Source organism: Dactylosporangium sp. NPDC051541, assembly GCF_044454505.1.
Classification (GTDB): domain Bacteria; phylum Actinomycetota; class Actinomycetes; order Mycobacteriales; family Micromonosporaceae; genus Dactylosporangium.
Map to the genome: position 1 here is coordinate 444,749 of NZ_JBITDU010000006.1, position 15,236 is coordinate 459,984.

Consider the following 15,236-nt stretch of genomic DNA (forward strand, 5'->3'; position numbering starts at 1 on the left):
GAGCCCAGGTTCGCAAGGCCTAGTAGGACAGACCGAGGTCGGACGCCGCGTTGGTCGAGTCGTACTCGCGGTCGGAGATGATGATGTTCTCCGGGATCGCCTCGCCGTTGAAGAACTTCTCGGCGGTCGAGAAGGACAGCGGGCCGAAGCGCGGGTTGGACTCGATGACCGAGTAGATCCAGCCGTCGACGATGCCCTGGACCGCGCCCTTGGTGCCGTCGATCGTCACGACCTTGACGTCGCCGGCCTTCTTGCTCGCGCCCTTGAGGGCGGTCACCGCGCCGAGGGCCATCTCGTCGTTCTCGGCGTAGATGCCGTTGACGTTCGGGTTGGCCTGCAGCAGCTGCTCGGCCGTCTTCTGGCCCTCTTCACGGGAGAAGTTGCCGGTCTGCTCGAACACGATCTTGATGTTGGGGGCGACCTTGGCCAGCTCGTCCTTGAAGCCGCTGGTGCGCAGCGTGGTGACGTTGTTGCCGGGGGCGCCGAGCAGGATCGAGACGCTGCCGGTGTTGTTCAGGGCCTTGGCCATCTTGTCGGCCGCGCGCTTGCCCTGCTCCGCGAAGTCCGACCCGATGAAGGTCAGGTAGTTGGTGCAGCTCTTCGCGTTGATCTTGCGGTCGATCGTGATGATCGGGATCTTCTTGGCCGAGGCCTTGGCGAACACCGAGTCCCAGCCGTCCGAGTTGAGCGGGGCGATGATCAGCAGCTGCACGCCCTGGTCGATCAGGGTGCTCACGTCGGTGATCTGCTTGTCGAACTTCGAGTCGGCGTTGGTCGTCTTGAGGTTGGCCTCGGGGATGCCCAGCTTCTTCGCCTCGTCCTTGATGGACTGGGTCTCGGCGATGCGGAACGGGTTGGCCTCCTTCTCCGACTGGGAGAAGCCGACGATCGCGGTCTTGAGGTCGAGCTTGGTGCCGCCGAACTGCTGCAGCGTGCAGGTCGCGCCCGTGGCGTCGGCCGACTTCGTGGCCTGCGCGGCGGCGGAGGCGTTCGCCGACGAGGTCGACGTGGTGTTGTCGTCCTCGGACTTCGCGCAGCCGGTCATCAGCAGGGCCGCGGCGCTGAGCACGGCCAGGGCGGGCCGCCAGCGGCCACGCATATCGATCATGGTGTGTCACTCCCTTGAGCGAGGGGTCGACTGGGGTGTCGTTGCGAGAACCTCATCGAGGTGTATCGCATTCACTCATCCTCCAACTTTTTCTGTCAAGACTTTCCACCCACCCGACCAAAACCAAACACCAACTGTCACATGACCGAGACCTGGGCGATGCCGGACCGACATCGATGACGGACCTTGTGCGTCCGTGTGCGAAGGCGTACAACAATATCCAACATCTTCGATCTCGTATCGCCTGGGAGCTGCGATGATCCAACCTCTCGGGGTGCTGAAACGCGCCCTGGCAGCCGCCGCCACGACCCTCGGACTGGCCGCCGCTGTATCCATCCCCCTCGTTGTGACAGTCACGTCGCCCGCCAGCGCCGCGGCCACACCTCAACCAGGTCCGCTCACGGCCCCCGTCATGGGCTGGAACAGCTGGAACCGGTTCGGCTGCAACATCGACGAAAACCTGATCAAGGCGACCGTCGATGCCCTGGTCAGCACCGGTCTGCGCGACTCCGGCTACACCTACGTCGACATCGACGACTGCTGGATGGCGAGCACCCGCGACGCCCAGGGCCGCCTGCAGCCCGACCCGGTCCGCTTCCCCGGCGGCATCGCGGCCATCGCGACCTACGTGCACGCCCGCGGCCTGAAGCTCGGCATCTACTCGTCGGCCGGCACCGCCACCTGCCAGGGCCTGCCGGCGAGCCTCGACCACGAGGTGACCGACGCGCAGACGTGGGCGTCGTGGGGCGTCGACCTGCTGAAGTACGACAACTGCAACAACCAGGGCCGGCCCGCCTACGACCGCTACAAGGCCATGGGCGACGCCCTCAAGGCCACCGGCCGGCCGATCGTGTACAGCATCTGCAACTGGGGCAACGACGAGCCCTGGATCTTCGGCCCCAACGTCGGCGGCAGCTCGTGGCGCTCGACGGACGACATCAACGCCAGCTGGGGCAGCATCACGTCGATCCTGGACCAGCAGGCCGGGCTGGAGCCGTTCGCGCGGAAGGGGTACTACAACGACCCCGACATGCTCGAGGTCGGCAACGGCGCGCTCACCCAGGACGAGAACATCGCACACTTCTCGCTCTGGGCCCTGCTGTCCTCGCCGCTGCTGCTCGGCAACGACCTGCGCTCGGTCTCGGCCGGGACGCTGAGCATCCTGCGCAACGCCGATGTCATCGCGGTCAACCGGGACTGGGGCGGGTCACAGGGCCGGCGGGTGGCCGACGCCGGCGACCAGGAGGTCTGGGCCAAACCGATGAGCGACGGGTCGGTCGCCGTGGCTTTGTTCAACCGCGGCGGGGGTACCGCCACCGTCTCCACGACCACCGCCGCCCTCGGACTCGGCGGGTCCAGCTCGTACTCGGCGAAGAACCTGTGGACGGGCGCCACGTCCACCACCACGGGCGCGCTGAGCGCATCGGTCCCCTCGCACGGCGTGGCCATGTTCCGCGTGACGCGGGCCGGCTCGCTGTCGGCCGCCCCCGGCGCCGGCACGTACCAGGTGAGCGACCTGACCTGGCCCGCGTCCAGCAACAGCTGGGGCCCGGTGGAGCGCGACCGCGCCAACGGTGAGCAGGCGGCCGGCGACGGCGGAGGCCTGAACATCGGCGGCACGACGTTCGCCAAGGGCCTGGGCGCGCACGCGGACTCGGCCGTGCACGTCTACCTGGGCCGGGCCTGCCGCACGTTCACGGCGCAGGTCGGGGTCGACAACGAGGTCGGCGCCAACGGCTCGGTCCGGTTCCAGGTCTACGGCGACGGCAAGCTGCTGGCCTACACCGGCGTGAAGAGCGGCGGCCAGGCCCCGACCCGGATCAGCGTCTCGACGGGCGGCTACCTCAACCTGGAGCTGCGGGTCACCGACGCGCGCAACGGCATCAACTCCGACCACGCGGACTGGGGGAGCCCGACCCTGGTCTGCGGTACCCCCGGCGCCGGTTCGGCGGTCAGCGACCGTTCCTGGGGCACCGCGACGAACGGCTGGGGCCAGGCCGAGCGCGACCAGTCCAACGGCGAGCAGGCGGCCGCGGACGGCAGCGTGCTCAGCGTCGGCGGCGTCTTCTACCCGAAGGGCGTCGGCGTCCACGCGGCCGGTGACATCACGGTCCCGTCGGCCGGCTGCACGACGTTCACCGCCGTGGTCGGCCTGGACGCCGAGGTCGGCACCAACTCGACCGGCGTGACGTTCAGCGTGGTCGGCGACTCGACCACGCTGTACACCAGCCCGACGGTGACGTCCGGCGGGTTGCTTCTGGTCAACGTCGACGTCAGCGGCCGAAGCAATGTCCACCTGGTCACGGGCAGCGCGGGCAGCATCGACCACGACCACGCCGACTGGGCCGACGCGCGCCTGGTCTGCTAGGAAAGTTTGTGGGTCCCCTCCGCCGGGGTGACCACGAAGGCGTCGGGGGGCGTGAAGCCGGCTTCGGTGAACGCCTCCCGCACCGCCGCCTCCACCGCGTCGCAGCGATCGGCGTCCACCAGGGCCAGCACGCAGCCGCCGAACCCGCCGCCGGTCATCCGGGCCCCGTGGGCGCCCGCGGCCAGGGCGGCGTTCACCGCGGTGTCCACCTGCGGCACCGTGATCTCGTAGTCGTCGCGCATCGACTCGTGCGACGCGGTCATCAGCGGCCCGATCTCGCGGGCGCCGCCGGCCCGCAGCGCGTCGACGGTGTCGAGGACCCGCTGGTTCTCGGTGACCACGTGCCGGACCCGCTTGCGCATGACCTCGTCGTCGAGCCGCGTGAGGGCCTCGTCCAGGTCGGTGACGTCGCGCAGGGCGGCCACGTTGAGGATCTTGGCGGCCTCCTCGCAGCTGCGCCGGCGGGCCGCGTACTCCCCGCTGACGTGCGCGTGCGGGGCCTTGCTGTCCACGACCAGGATCGCGAGGCCCTGGGCGGCCAGGTCGAACGGGACCTGCTCGGTGGCCAGGGAGCGGCAGTCCAGGAACAGCGCGTGGCCCTCGCGGCCGAGCGTGGACGCGGACTGGTCCATGATGCCGGTGGGCGCGCCCACGTACTCGTTCTCGGCCCGCTGCGCCAGCCGCGGCCGCACCGCCATCGGCACGTCGATCCCGGCCAGATCCAGCAGCACCGCCATCACGGCGCACTCGATCGCCGCCGACGAGGACAGCCCGGCGCCCGAGGGCACGTCCGACGTCACGAACAGCTCGGCCCCCGGCACGTCGTGACCGGCCTCGCGCAGGGCCCAGACGACCCCGGCGACGTATGCGGCCCAGCCCTCGACCTTCTCGCCCGGTCCGAACGTGACCGGCTCGTCGTAGCCCTCGGACGTCACCGTCCACGTGGGACCGTCCAGGCGCCGGCCACCGACCACCGTGCGGTGCGGGAGGGCGAATGGCAGTACGAACCCATCGTTGTAGTCGGTATGTTCACCGATCAGGTTGACCCGCCCGGGACTGGCCCAGACCGTGTCGTAATGGCCGGCCGGGAGCCGCTCGACGCTCACAGGGTGACCTCCCGCAGCATCTGCGCGGCCTGCTCCGGCCGCACGTCGTTGACGAACACGCCCATCGCCGACTCCGAGCCGGCCAGATACTTCAGCTTGCCCGGCGCCCGCCGCGTGCTGAACAGCTGCAGGTGCAGGTAGGCCAGGTCCCGGGCGACCCGGACGGGCGCCTGGTGCCAGGCCGCGATGTAGGGCATGGCCAGCCCGAACATGCCGTCCAGGCGGCGCAGGACCTCCAGATACAGCGGGCCGAACGCGTCGCGCTCCTCGGCGGTGAGGGCCGGGATGTCGGCGACCTGGCGGTTGGGGTACAGGTGGATCTCGAACGGCCACCGCGCGGTCGCGGGCACGAAGGCGGTCCACAGGTCGTTGCCGGCCACGATCCGGGTGCCGGCGGCGCGCTCGGCGGCCAGGACGTCGGCGAAGAGGTTGTTCGACCCGGCGCTGCGGTCGCGGTGCTCACGGGCCGAGCGCAGCATGCGGCGCGTGCGTGGGGTCACGAAGGGGTACGCGTAGATCTGCCCATGGGGGTGCGAGAGCGTGACCCCGATCTCCTCGCCGCGGTTCTCGAAGCAGAAGACCTGCTCGATGTCGTCGCGGGTGGACAGTTCGGCGGTGCGGTCGGCCCACGCCTCCATCACCGTGCGCACGCGGGCCGGGGTGAGCGACGCGAACGACGCGTTGTGGTCGGACGTGAAGCAGACGACCTCGCAGCGGCCCGCCGCCGGGCGGGTCGGGACCAGGCCGGGCAGGATGTCGCCCTGAGCCGGTCCGACGCGGTGGCTGAAGGACGGGAAGCGGTTCTCGAAGACCACCACGTCGTATTCGGACGCCGGGATCTCGCTCTGCCACTGCGGCGTCGACGGGCACAGCGGGCACTCGTCGGTCGGGGGCAGGAACGTCCGCGACTGCCGGTGCGCCGCGATCGCGACCCACTCGTCGAGGATCGGGTCGTGCCGCATCTCCGACGCGGGCGGGGGCGGCGGCAGATCCCGGGTGTCGGCGGCGTCCCGGGACGCGTCGTCGCGCTCATCGAAGTAGATGAGCTCCCGGCCGTCGGCGAGGTGGGTGACCGTGCGCTTCACTCGTTCTCCAGTTAACCGTTTGGGTCGACGACGATTTAGCCGTTTGGGTCGACGACGATGAGCTCACCGACGCGCTCGGCGAGCTGGACGCGCGCCTCGGCGGCCAGCCCGACGTCGGTGATGAGGATGTCGGCCTCGTCCAGGGGCGTGATGGTCGCGATGCCCACCATTTCCCACTTTGTGTGATCGGCAAGCACAACGAGCCGGCGGGCGGCCGCGACCAGCAGCCGGTTGGTGCCGGCCTCCATCAGGTTGGGGGTGGTGAAGCCGGTGCGCGGGCTCATGCCGTGCACGCCGAGGAAGAGCACGTCGACGTTGAGCGAGCCGATCGCGGCCTCGGCCACCGGGCCGGCGAGGGCGTCGGACGGCGTGCGGATGCCCCCGGTGAGCACGACGGTCTGGTCGGGGCGCCCGGCGTGATACAGGGTGTCGGCGACCGGGATCGAGTTGGTGACGATGGTCAGCCCCGGGACGTCGACGAGGTGTGCGGCCAGAGCGGCGGTGGTGGTACCGGCTGAAAGCGCCACGGCGGTGTGCGGCTCGATGAGCTTGGCTGCCCGCTCGGCGATCGCGCCCTTCTCGTTGCGCTGGCGCACCGACTTGGCGTCGAAGCCGGGCTCCTCCGTGGAGCCGGGGCCGGCGATCGTCGCGCCGCCGTGCACCTTGTCGACCAGCCCCCGGTCGGCGAGCGCTTCCAGATCCCGCCGGATGGTCATGTCGGAGACACCGAACTGGCGGACCAGCTGGCTCACGCGCACGCCACCGTGGCGGCGGACCAGATCCAGGATGGCCGCCTGCCGTTGCTGTGCGAGCATCACTGCGTTCCCTTCGCAGGCGCAGCGGGGGTGCGGACGGCTGCGCGAGTGGCCGGACCCACAACGGGTTCCAACGCAGACGTTACGTCTCCCCGGCATCCGCGCGCCCCGCTGGCCCGGTCGAAGTCCTCGGCCGCTCGCATGGGCTACAGCTTCGAACCTAGCCGACCAGAAGTCAACAAACTCGAACAGGCAACTGTCCTGGCGGTGGGTGATGCGGGAGCCGTACACCCTCGCTTGTTACCGACATGTGTCGATGAATTTTCCGCCCAAATGCACATCGATTCTGGCAAATTATTGCTGATCATGGGCCGAGATCCATTGACAATGTCCGCTTCTGAGGGCACCGTCGCCGTACTGGAGGTTCTCGTTTGGTTCTGTGCCTTGCTGAGGAGGAAGCGATGAACTTCTCCCGTCGTACCGTCCTGGGCGGCGCGATGGCCGGCTTCGGAGGCGTGGCGGCGACGTCACTGCTCGCTGCTTGTGGCAGCGACGACGACTCCAAAGACACCGGCAACGCCACCGGCGACGTCACGTTCGGCTCCAACTACTCCGACAACGTCCCGAAGACCGCGATGGCCAACGTCATCTCGGGCTACGCCAACGGCAAGAACGTCAAGGTCAACACCGTCGACCACAACTCGTTCCAGGAGAACATCAACCGCTACCTGCAGGGCAATCCGGACGACGTGTTCTGCTGGTTCGCCGGCTACCGGATGCAGTTCTTCGCCAAGCAGGGCCTCGCCCGGGACATCTCCGACGTGTGGGCCGAGGTCGGGAGCAACTTCTCCGACGCCCTGAAGGCGGCCTCGACGGGGGAGGACGGCAAGCAGTACTTCCTGCCGTTCTACAACTATCCGTGGGGCGTCTTCTACCGCAAGAGCGTCTGGCAGCAGAAGGGCTACACGCCGCCGAAGACGCTCGACGAGTTCAAGACCCTCTGCGAGAAGATGAAGACCGACGGCCTCGTCCCGGTCGCGTTCGCGGACAAGGACGGCTGGCCCGCGATGGGCACGTTCGACTACCTGAACATGCGCATCAACGGCTACCAGTTCCACGTCGACCTCATGGCCGGCAAGCAGGCGTGGACCGACGCGAAGCTCAAGACCGTCTTCGACACCTGGCGCGGGCTGTTGCCGTACCACCAGCCGGGAGCCAATGGACGGACCTGGCAGGAGGCCGCGCAGTCCCTGCTCAACAAGCAGTCCGGGATGTACGTCTCCGGTACCTTCGTCGGCGAGCAGTTCTCCGGGGCCGACCTGGACGACCTCGACTTCTTCGCCTTCCCGGAGATCAACTCGGAGTTCGGGCAGGACTCCGTGGAGGCGCCGATCGACGGGTTCATGGTGGCCGCCAAGCCCAAGAACGCGGCCGGGGCCAAGGAGCTGATGAAGTACCTGGCCACCGGCCCCGCCGAACTGGCCTACCTGAAGAACAACCCGACGAACGTCGCCGCCAACAAGACCGCCGACACCGCCGGCTACAGCGCGCTGCAGAAGAAGTCCGCCGAGCTCATCAGCGGCGCCAAGCACATCTCGCAGTTCCTGGACCGCGACACCCGGCCCGACTTCGCGTCCCAGGTGATGATCCCCGCCCTGCAGACCTTCATCAACAAGCCCGACGATGTCGACGGCCTCCTGAAGAGCATCGAGGCCCAGAAGAAGACCATCTTCACGCCGTGAAGATCAAGCGGTTCGGCTGGAGCGACCGCACCGTCATCGCGGTCGTCCTCGGCGTGGCGATCGTGCTGGACCTCGCGCTCATCTGGGGTCCCACGATCGCCTCCGTCGGGCTGTCCTTCACGTCCTGGAACGGTGTCACCGACCCGGTGTGGGTCGGCGGGAAGAACTACGACACGATCGTCAACGTCTACCCGCCGTTCTGGCCGGCGATGCGGCACAACCTGCTGTGGCTGGCGTTCCTGGGCTTCGTCGCCACCCCGATCGGCCTGTTCTTCGCCGTGCTGCTCGACAAACAGCTGCGCTTCGGCCGCTTCTACCAGAGCGCGCTGTACCTGCCGGTCGTGCTCTCCCTGGCGATCGTCGGCTTCATCTCGCAGCTGGTGTACTCCCGCGACTACGGCGCGCTCAACAACATCCTGGGCCGGACCGGCAACCCCATCGACTTCCTCGGCGACCCGTCGATCAACATCTGGGCCGTCCTCGTCGCGGTCGGCTGGCGGCACGTCGGCTACGTCATGATCCTCTACCTGGCCGGCCTGAAAGCGGTCGACCCGGCACTGAAGGAGTCCGCCGCCCTCGACGGCGCGAACGAGGCCCAGACGTTCTTCCGGGTCACGTTCCCCACCCTGCGCCCGGTCAACATCATCGTCCTGGTCATCACCGTCATCGAGGGCCTGCGCGCGTTCGACATCGTCTACGCGATCAACCGCGGCCGCAACGGCCTGGAGCTGCTGTCCGTGCTCGTGACCGACAACATCATCGGCGAGGCGAGCCGGATCGGCTTCGGCTCCGCGATCGCCGTCATCCTGCTGCTCATCTCGCTCGGTTTCATCGTCACCTACCTGGTGCGCATCCTGCGGGAGGAACGATGAAACTCCGCCCGGCCCGCGTTGTCCTCAACGTCTTCCTGATGGTGGTGGCCCTGGGCTGGCTCGCGCCCTTGGCCTTGGCGGTCTACGCCTCGCTGCGGCCATACGAAGAGACATCCCGGAAGGGGTACTTCTCGTGGCCGGACAAGCTCACCCTGCACTACTACGCGCAGGTGTGGGACTCCGCGGAGCTGCCGAAGTACTTCACCAACTCGGTCATCGTGGCGATCCCGGGCGTTCTCCTGACGCTGTTCCTGGCCTCGTTCGTCGCGTTCTGCATCGCCCGGCTGCGGATCCGCTTCTCGTTGCCGCTGCTGGTCGTCTTCACCGCGGGCAACCTGCTGCCGCCGCAGGTTCTGGTGACGCCGCTCTACGAGATGTACAAGCAGATCCCGGTGCCAGGCTTTGTCTCGGACTCGGGCACGCTCTACGACTCGTACTTTGGCCTGATCGCCATCCATGTCGCGTTCCAGGTCGGCTTCTGCGTGTTCGTCTTGTCCAACTTCATGCGGACCCTCCCGGTCGAGATCACGGAGGCCGCCGTCGTGGACGGGGCCGGGGTGTGGCTGCAGTACTGGAAGGTGACGCTCCCGCTCTGCCGCCCAGCCTTGGCCGCCCTGGCCACGCTGCTGTTCACGTGGATCTACAACGACTTCCTCTACGCCTTGGTGCTGATCTCGACCGGCGACAAGCTGCCGGTGACGAGCGCGCTGAACAACCTCCGAGGCCAGTTCTTCACCGACTACAACCTCCTGGCCGCCGGCTCACTCCTGGTAGCTCTACCGACGCTTGTCGTGTTCTTCGCCCTACAACGCCAGTTCGTGGCCGGCCTGACCCTGGGCGCCGCAAAGGGCTGAGGCTTTCGTTCCCAGCACCCCAACGTTGATTACAGTCAACGTCGACGATCGTGCTAGACAGCAGTCAACGTCGACCGTTGTGCCCAGCGGCAGTCAACGTCGACCGTCTTGGTCGCCGGCGGTCAACGTCGACTGTCTGGTCCAGCGGCAGTCAACGTCGACCGTTGTGCCCAGCGGCGGTCAACGTCGATGGCTGGGCTTGACCACGGTCGGCCTGGGCAGTTGCCTGACTGCGGTCAACGTTGCCGGCGGGGCGTGACCGCGGTGCGCTTCGGCGGTTGCCTGGCGATGGTCAACATTGCGGGTCAACGTTGCCGGACGACGTTGATTACAGTCAACGTTGACGATCGTGCTTGACAGCGGTCAACGTCGACTGTCTTGGCTGGCGGCAGTCAACGTTGCTGGGTGGGGTTGATTCCGGTCGACGTTGACGGTCGACGGTTACAGCAGCCCTAGCGCGCGCATGCTTTCGACGGTCTCGGCGAGGGTTGTTCGGGCTGGGCGGGGGCGGAAGTTGAGTTCCCGCTTGGCCCGGTCGTTGTAGATGGTGAGCGGCGACGGCTCTTCGCCGGGCGCCTCCTCGACGGTGCCGCCGAGCAGTTCGGCCACCTCGCGCCAGGTCACGGTCGGCCCGTCGGCCAGGGCGAGATAGCGCTTTCCCGCCGCCTCCGGTGTCCGCATCGCGGTGATGTGCAGTTGGGCCACATCGCGGACGTCGGCGATGCCGAAGCGCTGGCGGGGCATGGCGGGCATGGTGCCCTCGACGAGCGCCTTGATCACCTGCAGCGAGGATCGCACCTGGCTCGTCAGCGTGGGGCCGGCGATCCAGGTCGGGTTGATGACGACGAGTTCGAGGCCGCCGCCTTCCCGCTCGATGAAGTCCCAGGCCGCGCGCTCGGCCACCGCTTTGGAACGCGGATACGGCGCGAGCCCGGGGGTGTCCGGATCGGTCCAGTCGTCCTCGGTGTAGTCACGGACCGCCTTCGGGGAGTACCCGATCGCCGCGAACGACGACGTCATCACCACCCGCCGAACCCCCGCATCCCGAGCCGCCCGCAGCACGCCGACCGCACTGTCCCGCGCCGCCGCCACGATCTCCTCCGCCCCGCCAACCTGCATGGGCGAGGCCAAGTGATAGACCTCCGTCACGCCGTCGAAAGCGCTCTCACGCCCGCCGAGCGCAACGCCAGCCAACGCGGTGTCAGTCGACGTGGCGTTAGCCAACGTGCTGTCAGTCGATGTGCTGTCGGTCAACGCGGTCTCAGTCAACGTGTGGTTAGTCGACGTGGCGTTGGTCAATGTGGTGTCGGTCGACGTGGCGTTGGTCAACGTGAACGGGGTGCCGGTCGACGTGGTTTCGGTCGACATCGTGGCGGTCGACGTGGTGTTAGTTGACGTGGGGTTCGTCAACGTGGCGGCGGTGAATGAGAGGGCGGTTGGGTCGGCGCCGGCGCGGACGACTGCCGCTCGCAGGTCTGCCTCGGCTTGGGGTGACCGGACAACGGCGCGAACCGTGGTTCCGGCCAGCAGGAGATCTGTGACCAGCTGGGAGCCCAGGTAGCCGTTGGCGCCGGTGACCAGAACCGTGCTCATCGCAGCACTCCCTCGAGCTGGGGCAGGACGTCCTGGACCCGCTGGTACGCGGCTGTCTCGGCCTCGGCATCCCCGCGCTCGCGGGCGTCCCACAGCATCGCTTTGCGGCGCAGGTACTCGAGGTGGACTTGCAACGTGGCAATCTCGGCCTCGATGCGTTCCGCGTGGCGCTGTAGCAGGTCTCGCTGCTCGCCCGCGGCGGCTTGGCCGCGTTTTCGGTTCGCCTGGTACGTGCGCATGTCCTCGATGCCTACGCCCATCGCCCGCAGGCATGCGAGGGCCTGGAGGGTGTCCAGGTCCTCCTCGCGATAGCGGCGGTGGCGGCTGCTGGGGTCGCGCTCGATCGGGCCGATCAGCCCGACCTCCTCGTAGTAGCGCAGCGTGGGCTCGCTCAACCCGCTGCGCCGCGCGACGTCTTGGATGGTCAACGTGCTCATGAATCCAGGAGAACAAACTTCAAGCGCTTGAGGTCAAGGGATCGGAGCGAAGAGCGCGTCTGGCGGTCGTGATGAAAGGCGAGCGCGTCTTACCGGTGGTGCTCGAGGAGGGCGCGCTTGCCGGGCGCGCCAGGGAAATATGACTGCTGGCCGCGCGTAGGCAGAGAGCGTCTTGCCGGTCGTGATCAAGGGTGAGCGCGCTGCCGGTTGGGCTCGAGGCAAGGACGACTGCTGGCAGCGCCCAAGGCGAGCGCGCGTGCCGGTCGCGCTCAAGGGAAGCGCGTGCCGGTCGCGCTCAAGCGGAGCGCGACCGGCAGCGACTCAGAACGGCTCGGTGCCGACCGTGGTAAGGCGCTGTGTTGCCCGGGACAGGGCCACGTACAGCGTCCGGAAGCCGGTCGGGGCCTCGTCGCGGATGGCGGCCGGCTCGACGACCAGGACGCCGTCGTACTCCATGCCCTTCGAGTCCAGTGCCCCAACCGTCTGCAGGCGCGCCGGGTCCAGGCCCTCCAGCCACGCCGCGACCTCGCCGCGGCGCTGGGTGGGGGTGATCACGCCGACGGTGCCCTCGACCTGGTCGAGGAGCGTCTTGGCGGCGGCGACGACGGCGGGTTGGAGATCTTCCACCGTCAGCTCGACCGGGTCGATGCCGGCGGAGCGGACCGCGGTCGGCAGTTCGATGTCGGGCTGTGCGGCTCGGATGACCCGGGCGGCCACGGCGAAGATCTCGGCCGAGTTGCGGTAGTTGGTGGTGAGCGTGAAGTCGGAGCGGCGGCGGGTGCCGACGGCGGCCTCCATGGCCCGGTCGGACTCGGCGGCGTCGGCCCACGCGGCCTGGGCCGGGTCGCCGACGATCGTCCAGGTGGCGTGGGGGCCGCGGCGGCCGACCATGCGCCACTGCATCGGGGAGACGTCCTGGGACTCGTCGACGATGATGTGGGCGTAGTCGCGGTAGTCGTCGGGGCGTTCGATCGCCTGCGCCCGGGCCGCGGCCATCCGCTCGGAGATTGTCGAGACCTCGTGGACCCCCTCGGCGACCATGAACGGGTCGCGCGGGGCGCGCTTGCGGACCGGCGGATCCCCGAGGTACTCGTGCAGCTCGTCCAGCAGCGCCACGTCCTCAACCGAAACAGAGACCGAGCCAGAGACCGAGCCGGAGACCAAGCCAGAGGCCGAACCCGAACCCGAAAGCGACTCGGTGTCGATCGACGACGCCAGCAGGGCGATCTCGCGGTTGCTCAGGATGCCGTTGGCCCAGCGCTGCAGCCGCTGGCGGTCGCCGAGCCAGCCCAGCACCTCGGTCGGGCGGAGCACCGGCCACCAGCCGCGCATGAACTGCACGAACTCGGGCCGCTCGGCGATGTCCGGCGCGAACTCCTCACGCTTCTGCTGCCGGCCCGACGGGAGCAGCTGCACGCTCTGGCGCCACAGGGCGTCGAGGACGTGCCCGGCGGCCTTGGCCCGGGCCGCGTTGCGCTTCACGCCCAGGTTGAAGATGGTGCGGCGCAGCTCGTCCAGGGCGGGCTTGTCGAGACTGAGGAGCTCCCCGCGGTACAAAATCCGGATCTTGTCTGGTGAATTCGGCACCGGGCCCCGCGCGGCGCGGCTGAGCACGCGCTGCATGCGCAGTGAGCCCTTGACCGCGGCGACCTCCGGCGGCTCGTGCCGGGTGGCCTGGACGCCCTCGACCAGCTGGCCGAGTGAGCGCAGCGTGGCGGTGTCCTCGCCGAGCGACGGGAGCACCCGGGAGACGTAGCCGACGAACACGTCCGACGGCCCGACCACGAGCACGCCGCCGCTCTCATACCGGTTGCGGTCCGCGTACAGCAGGTAGGCCGCCCGGTGCAGCGCCACCGCCGTCTTGCCCGTGCCCGGCCCGCCCCGCACGACCGTGATGCCGGAGGCGGGGGAGCGGATCGCGTCGTCCTGCTCACGCTGGATGGTGGAGACGATGTCCTTCATCCCGCGCCCGGTCGCGCGCGACAGGTTGGCCAGGAGCGCGCCGTCACCGATCACGGCCAGGTCGGCGGGGGCGGCGGCCGGATCGAGGAGGTCGTCCTCAATGCTGATGACCTTTTCATTGGTACTGCGAATGCTCCGCCGCCGCACGACACCCATCCGGTCCGCCGGTGTCGCGCGGTAGAACGGGGCCGCGGCGGGCGCCCGCCAGTCCACGACCAGGGACTCGTACTCCTCGTCGCGCAGGCCCAGGCGCCCCACGTAGCGCACCTCGCCGCCCGGCACGACCGGCGCGACGGCGGCCGCGTCCGCGCCCGACACGCCGTCCGGTCCGAGGTCGAGGCGGCCGAAGACCAGCCCGTCGTGCTCGCTCTCGAGGGCCCGGCGGCGACGGGCCGCGTGGTACACCATGGCGTCCCGCTCGACCAGGGCGCCGTAGTTGCCGACCCGGGCCATGTTGTAGCCGGCCTTCTCGACCTCGGCCGCGTTGATGCGCAGCTGGTCCAGCCGTACGTAAACCCGATCGAGGTAAGCCTGCTCAGCGGCGATCTCCGAGTCGCGAACCGCGTCGCTCAACGCATTACTCCTGCCGCCCGGCGAAAAAACAACCCCGAAAGCTTACTCGCCTTCCGGGGTCAGAGTTGATCAGGGCGCGCTGGCGGGTTCCTTCTGGGCCTCCGCGCGGAGGGCCTTCGCCTCGGCGGCGGCCTTCCGGCGCAGGTAGAGGGTGGTGGCGATGCCCGCGACGACGGCGACGGCGAGCGCCACCCACGAGAAGTCCTTGAGCCACTTCTCGGCGACCTGGCCCAGCGAGTAGATCGCGAACACGGTGCCGAACGACCACACGATGCCGCCGGCCGCGTTGGCGACGAGGAACTTCGGGTATGGCACGTGCAGCGCTCCCGCGAGCGGCCCGGCCAGGATGCGCAGCAGCGCGATGAACCGGCCGAAGAAGACCGCCCACACACCCCACTTCTGGAACGAGCGCTCGGCCTTGGCCAGGTGTTCGGGCCCGAAGTGCTTGGGGAACCGCCGCCCGACCCGCTCCAGCAGCGGCCGCCCGCCCCGCCGCCCGATCACGTAGCCGATGCTGTCGCCGATGATCGCGCCCGCGGCGGCGCTCGAGGCGACCAGCCAGGGGCTCACGGAGGTGGTCACGGAGAGCAGGGAGGCGGTCACGAGCGTGATCTCGCCCGGCAGTGGCACACCCATGCTCTCGATGCCGATCACGCCGCCGACCAGCAGGTATACCCAGATCGGGGAGAGCGTGCCCATCCATTCCGAGATGTGATGCACCGGATCCCCTCCCCAGTGAGACTTCCGTTCCGGGTAAGCGTCTCATAGTTTCCTGAGCGTG

The 15,236-nt window shown here is 68.7% G+C and carries 12 protein-coding genes; 4 read left to right on the forward strand and 8 right to left on the reverse strand.

Annotated features, from left to right (window positions below; translation table 11 throughout):
* Positions 1 to 19: 19 nt before the first annotated feature.
* Positions 20 to 1,108 carry an ABC transporter substrate-binding protein gene (locus ACIA8L_RS28635; protein ID WP_395909578.1) on the reverse strand — a complete coding sequence of 363 codons (1,089 nt, stop codon included), beginning with the start codon at positions 1,106 to 1,108 and terminating at the stop codon, positions 20 to 22.
* A 256-nt stretch (positions 1,109 to 1,364) separates the two neighbouring features.
* On the opposite strand from ACIA8L_RS28635, the gene ACIA8L_RS28640 reads away from it, so the two are divergent.
* Positions 1,365 to 3,476, forward strand: coding sequence for an NPCBM/NEW2 domain-containing protein (locus ACIA8L_RS28640; protein ID WP_395909579.1), 2,112 nt, complete (start codon positions 1,365 to 1,367; stop codon positions 3,474 to 3,476).
* Here the strand turns inward: ACIA8L_RS28640 and galK are convergent.
* From galK to ACIA8L_RS28655, 3 genes are read right to left on the reverse strand one after another with little or no spacing between them, the layout of a single operon-like run.
* Entirely contained in the window at positions 3,473 to 4,582 is a 1,110-nt protein-coding gene (gene galK / locus ACIA8L_RS28645; RefSeq protein ID WP_395909580.1) for a galactokinase, read from the reverse strand. The genes ACIA8L_RS28640 and galK overlap by 4 nt on opposite strands.
* Positions 4,579 to 5,667, reverse strand: coding sequence for a galactose-1-phosphate uridylyltransferase (galT, locus tag ACIA8L_RS28650; protein WP_395909581.1), 1,089 nt, complete (start codon positions 5,665 to 5,667; stop codon positions 4,579 to 4,581). Before galT ends, galK begins: the two co-directional genes overlap by 4 nt.
* Before the next feature lie 35 nt (positions 5,668 to 5,702).
* Entirely contained in the window at positions 5,703 to 6,482 is a 780-nt protein-coding gene (locus tag ACIA8L_RS28655) for a DeoR/GlpR family DNA-binding transcription regulator (protein WP_223097555.1), read from the reverse strand.
* Positions 6,483 to 6,883: 401 nt separating this feature from the next.
* On the opposite strand from ACIA8L_RS28655, the gene ACIA8L_RS28660 reads away from it, so the two are divergent.
* Genes ACIA8L_RS28660 through ACIA8L_RS28670 form a run of 3 tightly spaced genes read left to right on the forward strand, consistent with a single transcriptional unit; the run spans position 6,884 to position 9,890 of the window.
* Positions 6,884 to 8,164 carry an ABC transporter substrate-binding protein gene (locus ACIA8L_RS28660; protein WP_395909582.1) on the forward strand — a complete coding sequence of 427 codons (1,281 nt, stop codon included), beginning with the start codon at positions 6,884 to 6,886 and terminating at the stop codon, positions 8,162 to 8,164.
* Positions 8,161 to 9,036 (forward strand): carbohydrate ABC transporter permease, encoded by an 876-nt coding sequence (locus ACIA8L_RS28665; protein ID WP_395909583.1) that lies wholly within the window; start codon positions 8,161 to 8,163, stop codon positions 9,034 to 9,036. The genes ACIA8L_RS28660 and ACIA8L_RS28665 overlap by 4 nt, the downstream gene beginning before the upstream one ends.
* Positions 9,033 to 9,890 (forward strand): carbohydrate ABC transporter permease, encoded by an 858-nt coding sequence (locus ACIA8L_RS28670; RefSeq protein ID WP_395909584.1) that lies wholly within the window; start codon positions 9,033 to 9,035, stop codon positions 9,888 to 9,890. The genes ACIA8L_RS28665 and ACIA8L_RS28670 overlap by 4 nt, the downstream gene beginning before the upstream one ends.
* Before the next feature lie 441 nt (positions 9,891 to 10,331).
* Here the strand turns inward: ACIA8L_RS28670 and ACIA8L_RS28675 are convergent, their stop codons facing one another.
* From ACIA8L_RS28675 to ACIA8L_RS28690, 4 genes are all read right to left on the reverse strand, one after another.
* Complete coding sequence (locus tag ACIA8L_RS28675) at positions 10,332 to 11,483, reverse strand: NAD-dependent epimerase/dehydratase family protein (RefSeq protein WP_395909585.1); 1,152 nt, start codon at positions 11,481 to 11,483, stop codon at positions 10,332 to 10,334.
* Positions 11,480 to 11,920 (reverse strand): MerR family transcriptional regulator, encoded by a 441-nt coding sequence (locus tag ACIA8L_RS28680; protein ID WP_395909587.1) that lies wholly within the window; start codon positions 11,918 to 11,920, stop codon positions 11,480 to 11,482. Before ACIA8L_RS28680 ends, ACIA8L_RS28675 begins: the two co-directional genes overlap by 4 nt.
* A gap of 321 nt (positions 11,921 to 12,241) precedes the next feature.
* Complete coding sequence (locus ACIA8L_RS28685) at positions 12,242 to 14,455, reverse strand: HelD family protein (protein WP_395909588.1); 2,214 nt, start codon at positions 14,453 to 14,455, stop codon at positions 12,242 to 12,244.
* Between the two features lie 69 nt (positions 14,456 to 14,524).
* A complete protein-coding gene (locus ACIA8L_RS28690) occupies positions 14,525 to 15,175 on the reverse strand; it encodes a DedA family protein (protein WP_395909589.1) in 651 nt (216 codons plus the stop codon).
* Between the last annotated feature and the right edge of the window lie 61 nt (positions 15,176 to 15,236).

Excerpts from the sequence above, each read along its gene's own strand:
- ACIA8L_RS28635 (WP_395909578.1), bottom strand. The coding sequence starts at position 1,108 with ATGATCGATATGCGTGGCCGCTGGCGGCCCGCCCTGGCCGTGCTCAGC.
- ACIA8L_RS28640 (WP_395909579.1), top strand. The coding sequence starts at position 1,365 with ATGATCCAACCTCTCGGGGTGCTGAAACGCGCCCTGGCAGCCGCCGCC.
- ACIA8L_RS28655 (WP_223097555.1), bottom strand. The coding sequence starts at position 6,482 with ATGCTCGCACAGCAACGGCAGGCGGCCATCCTGGATCTGGTCCGCCGC.
- ACIA8L_RS28660 (WP_395909582.1), top strand. The coding sequence starts at position 6,884 with ATGAACTTCTCCCGTCGTACCGTCCTGGGCGGCGCGATGGCCGGCTTC.
- ACIA8L_RS28670 (WP_395909584.1), top strand. The coding sequence starts at position 9,033 with ATGAAACTCCGCCCGGCCCGCGTTGTCCTCAACGTCTTCCTGATGGTG.
- ACIA8L_RS28675 (WP_395909585.1), bottom strand. The coding sequence starts at position 11,483 with ATGAGCACGGTTCTGGTCACCGGCGCCAACGGCTACCTGGGCTCCCAG.
- ACIA8L_RS28680 (WP_395909587.1), bottom strand. The coding sequence starts at position 11,920 with ATGAGCACGTTGACCATCCAAGACGTCGCGCGGCGCAGCGGGTTGAGC.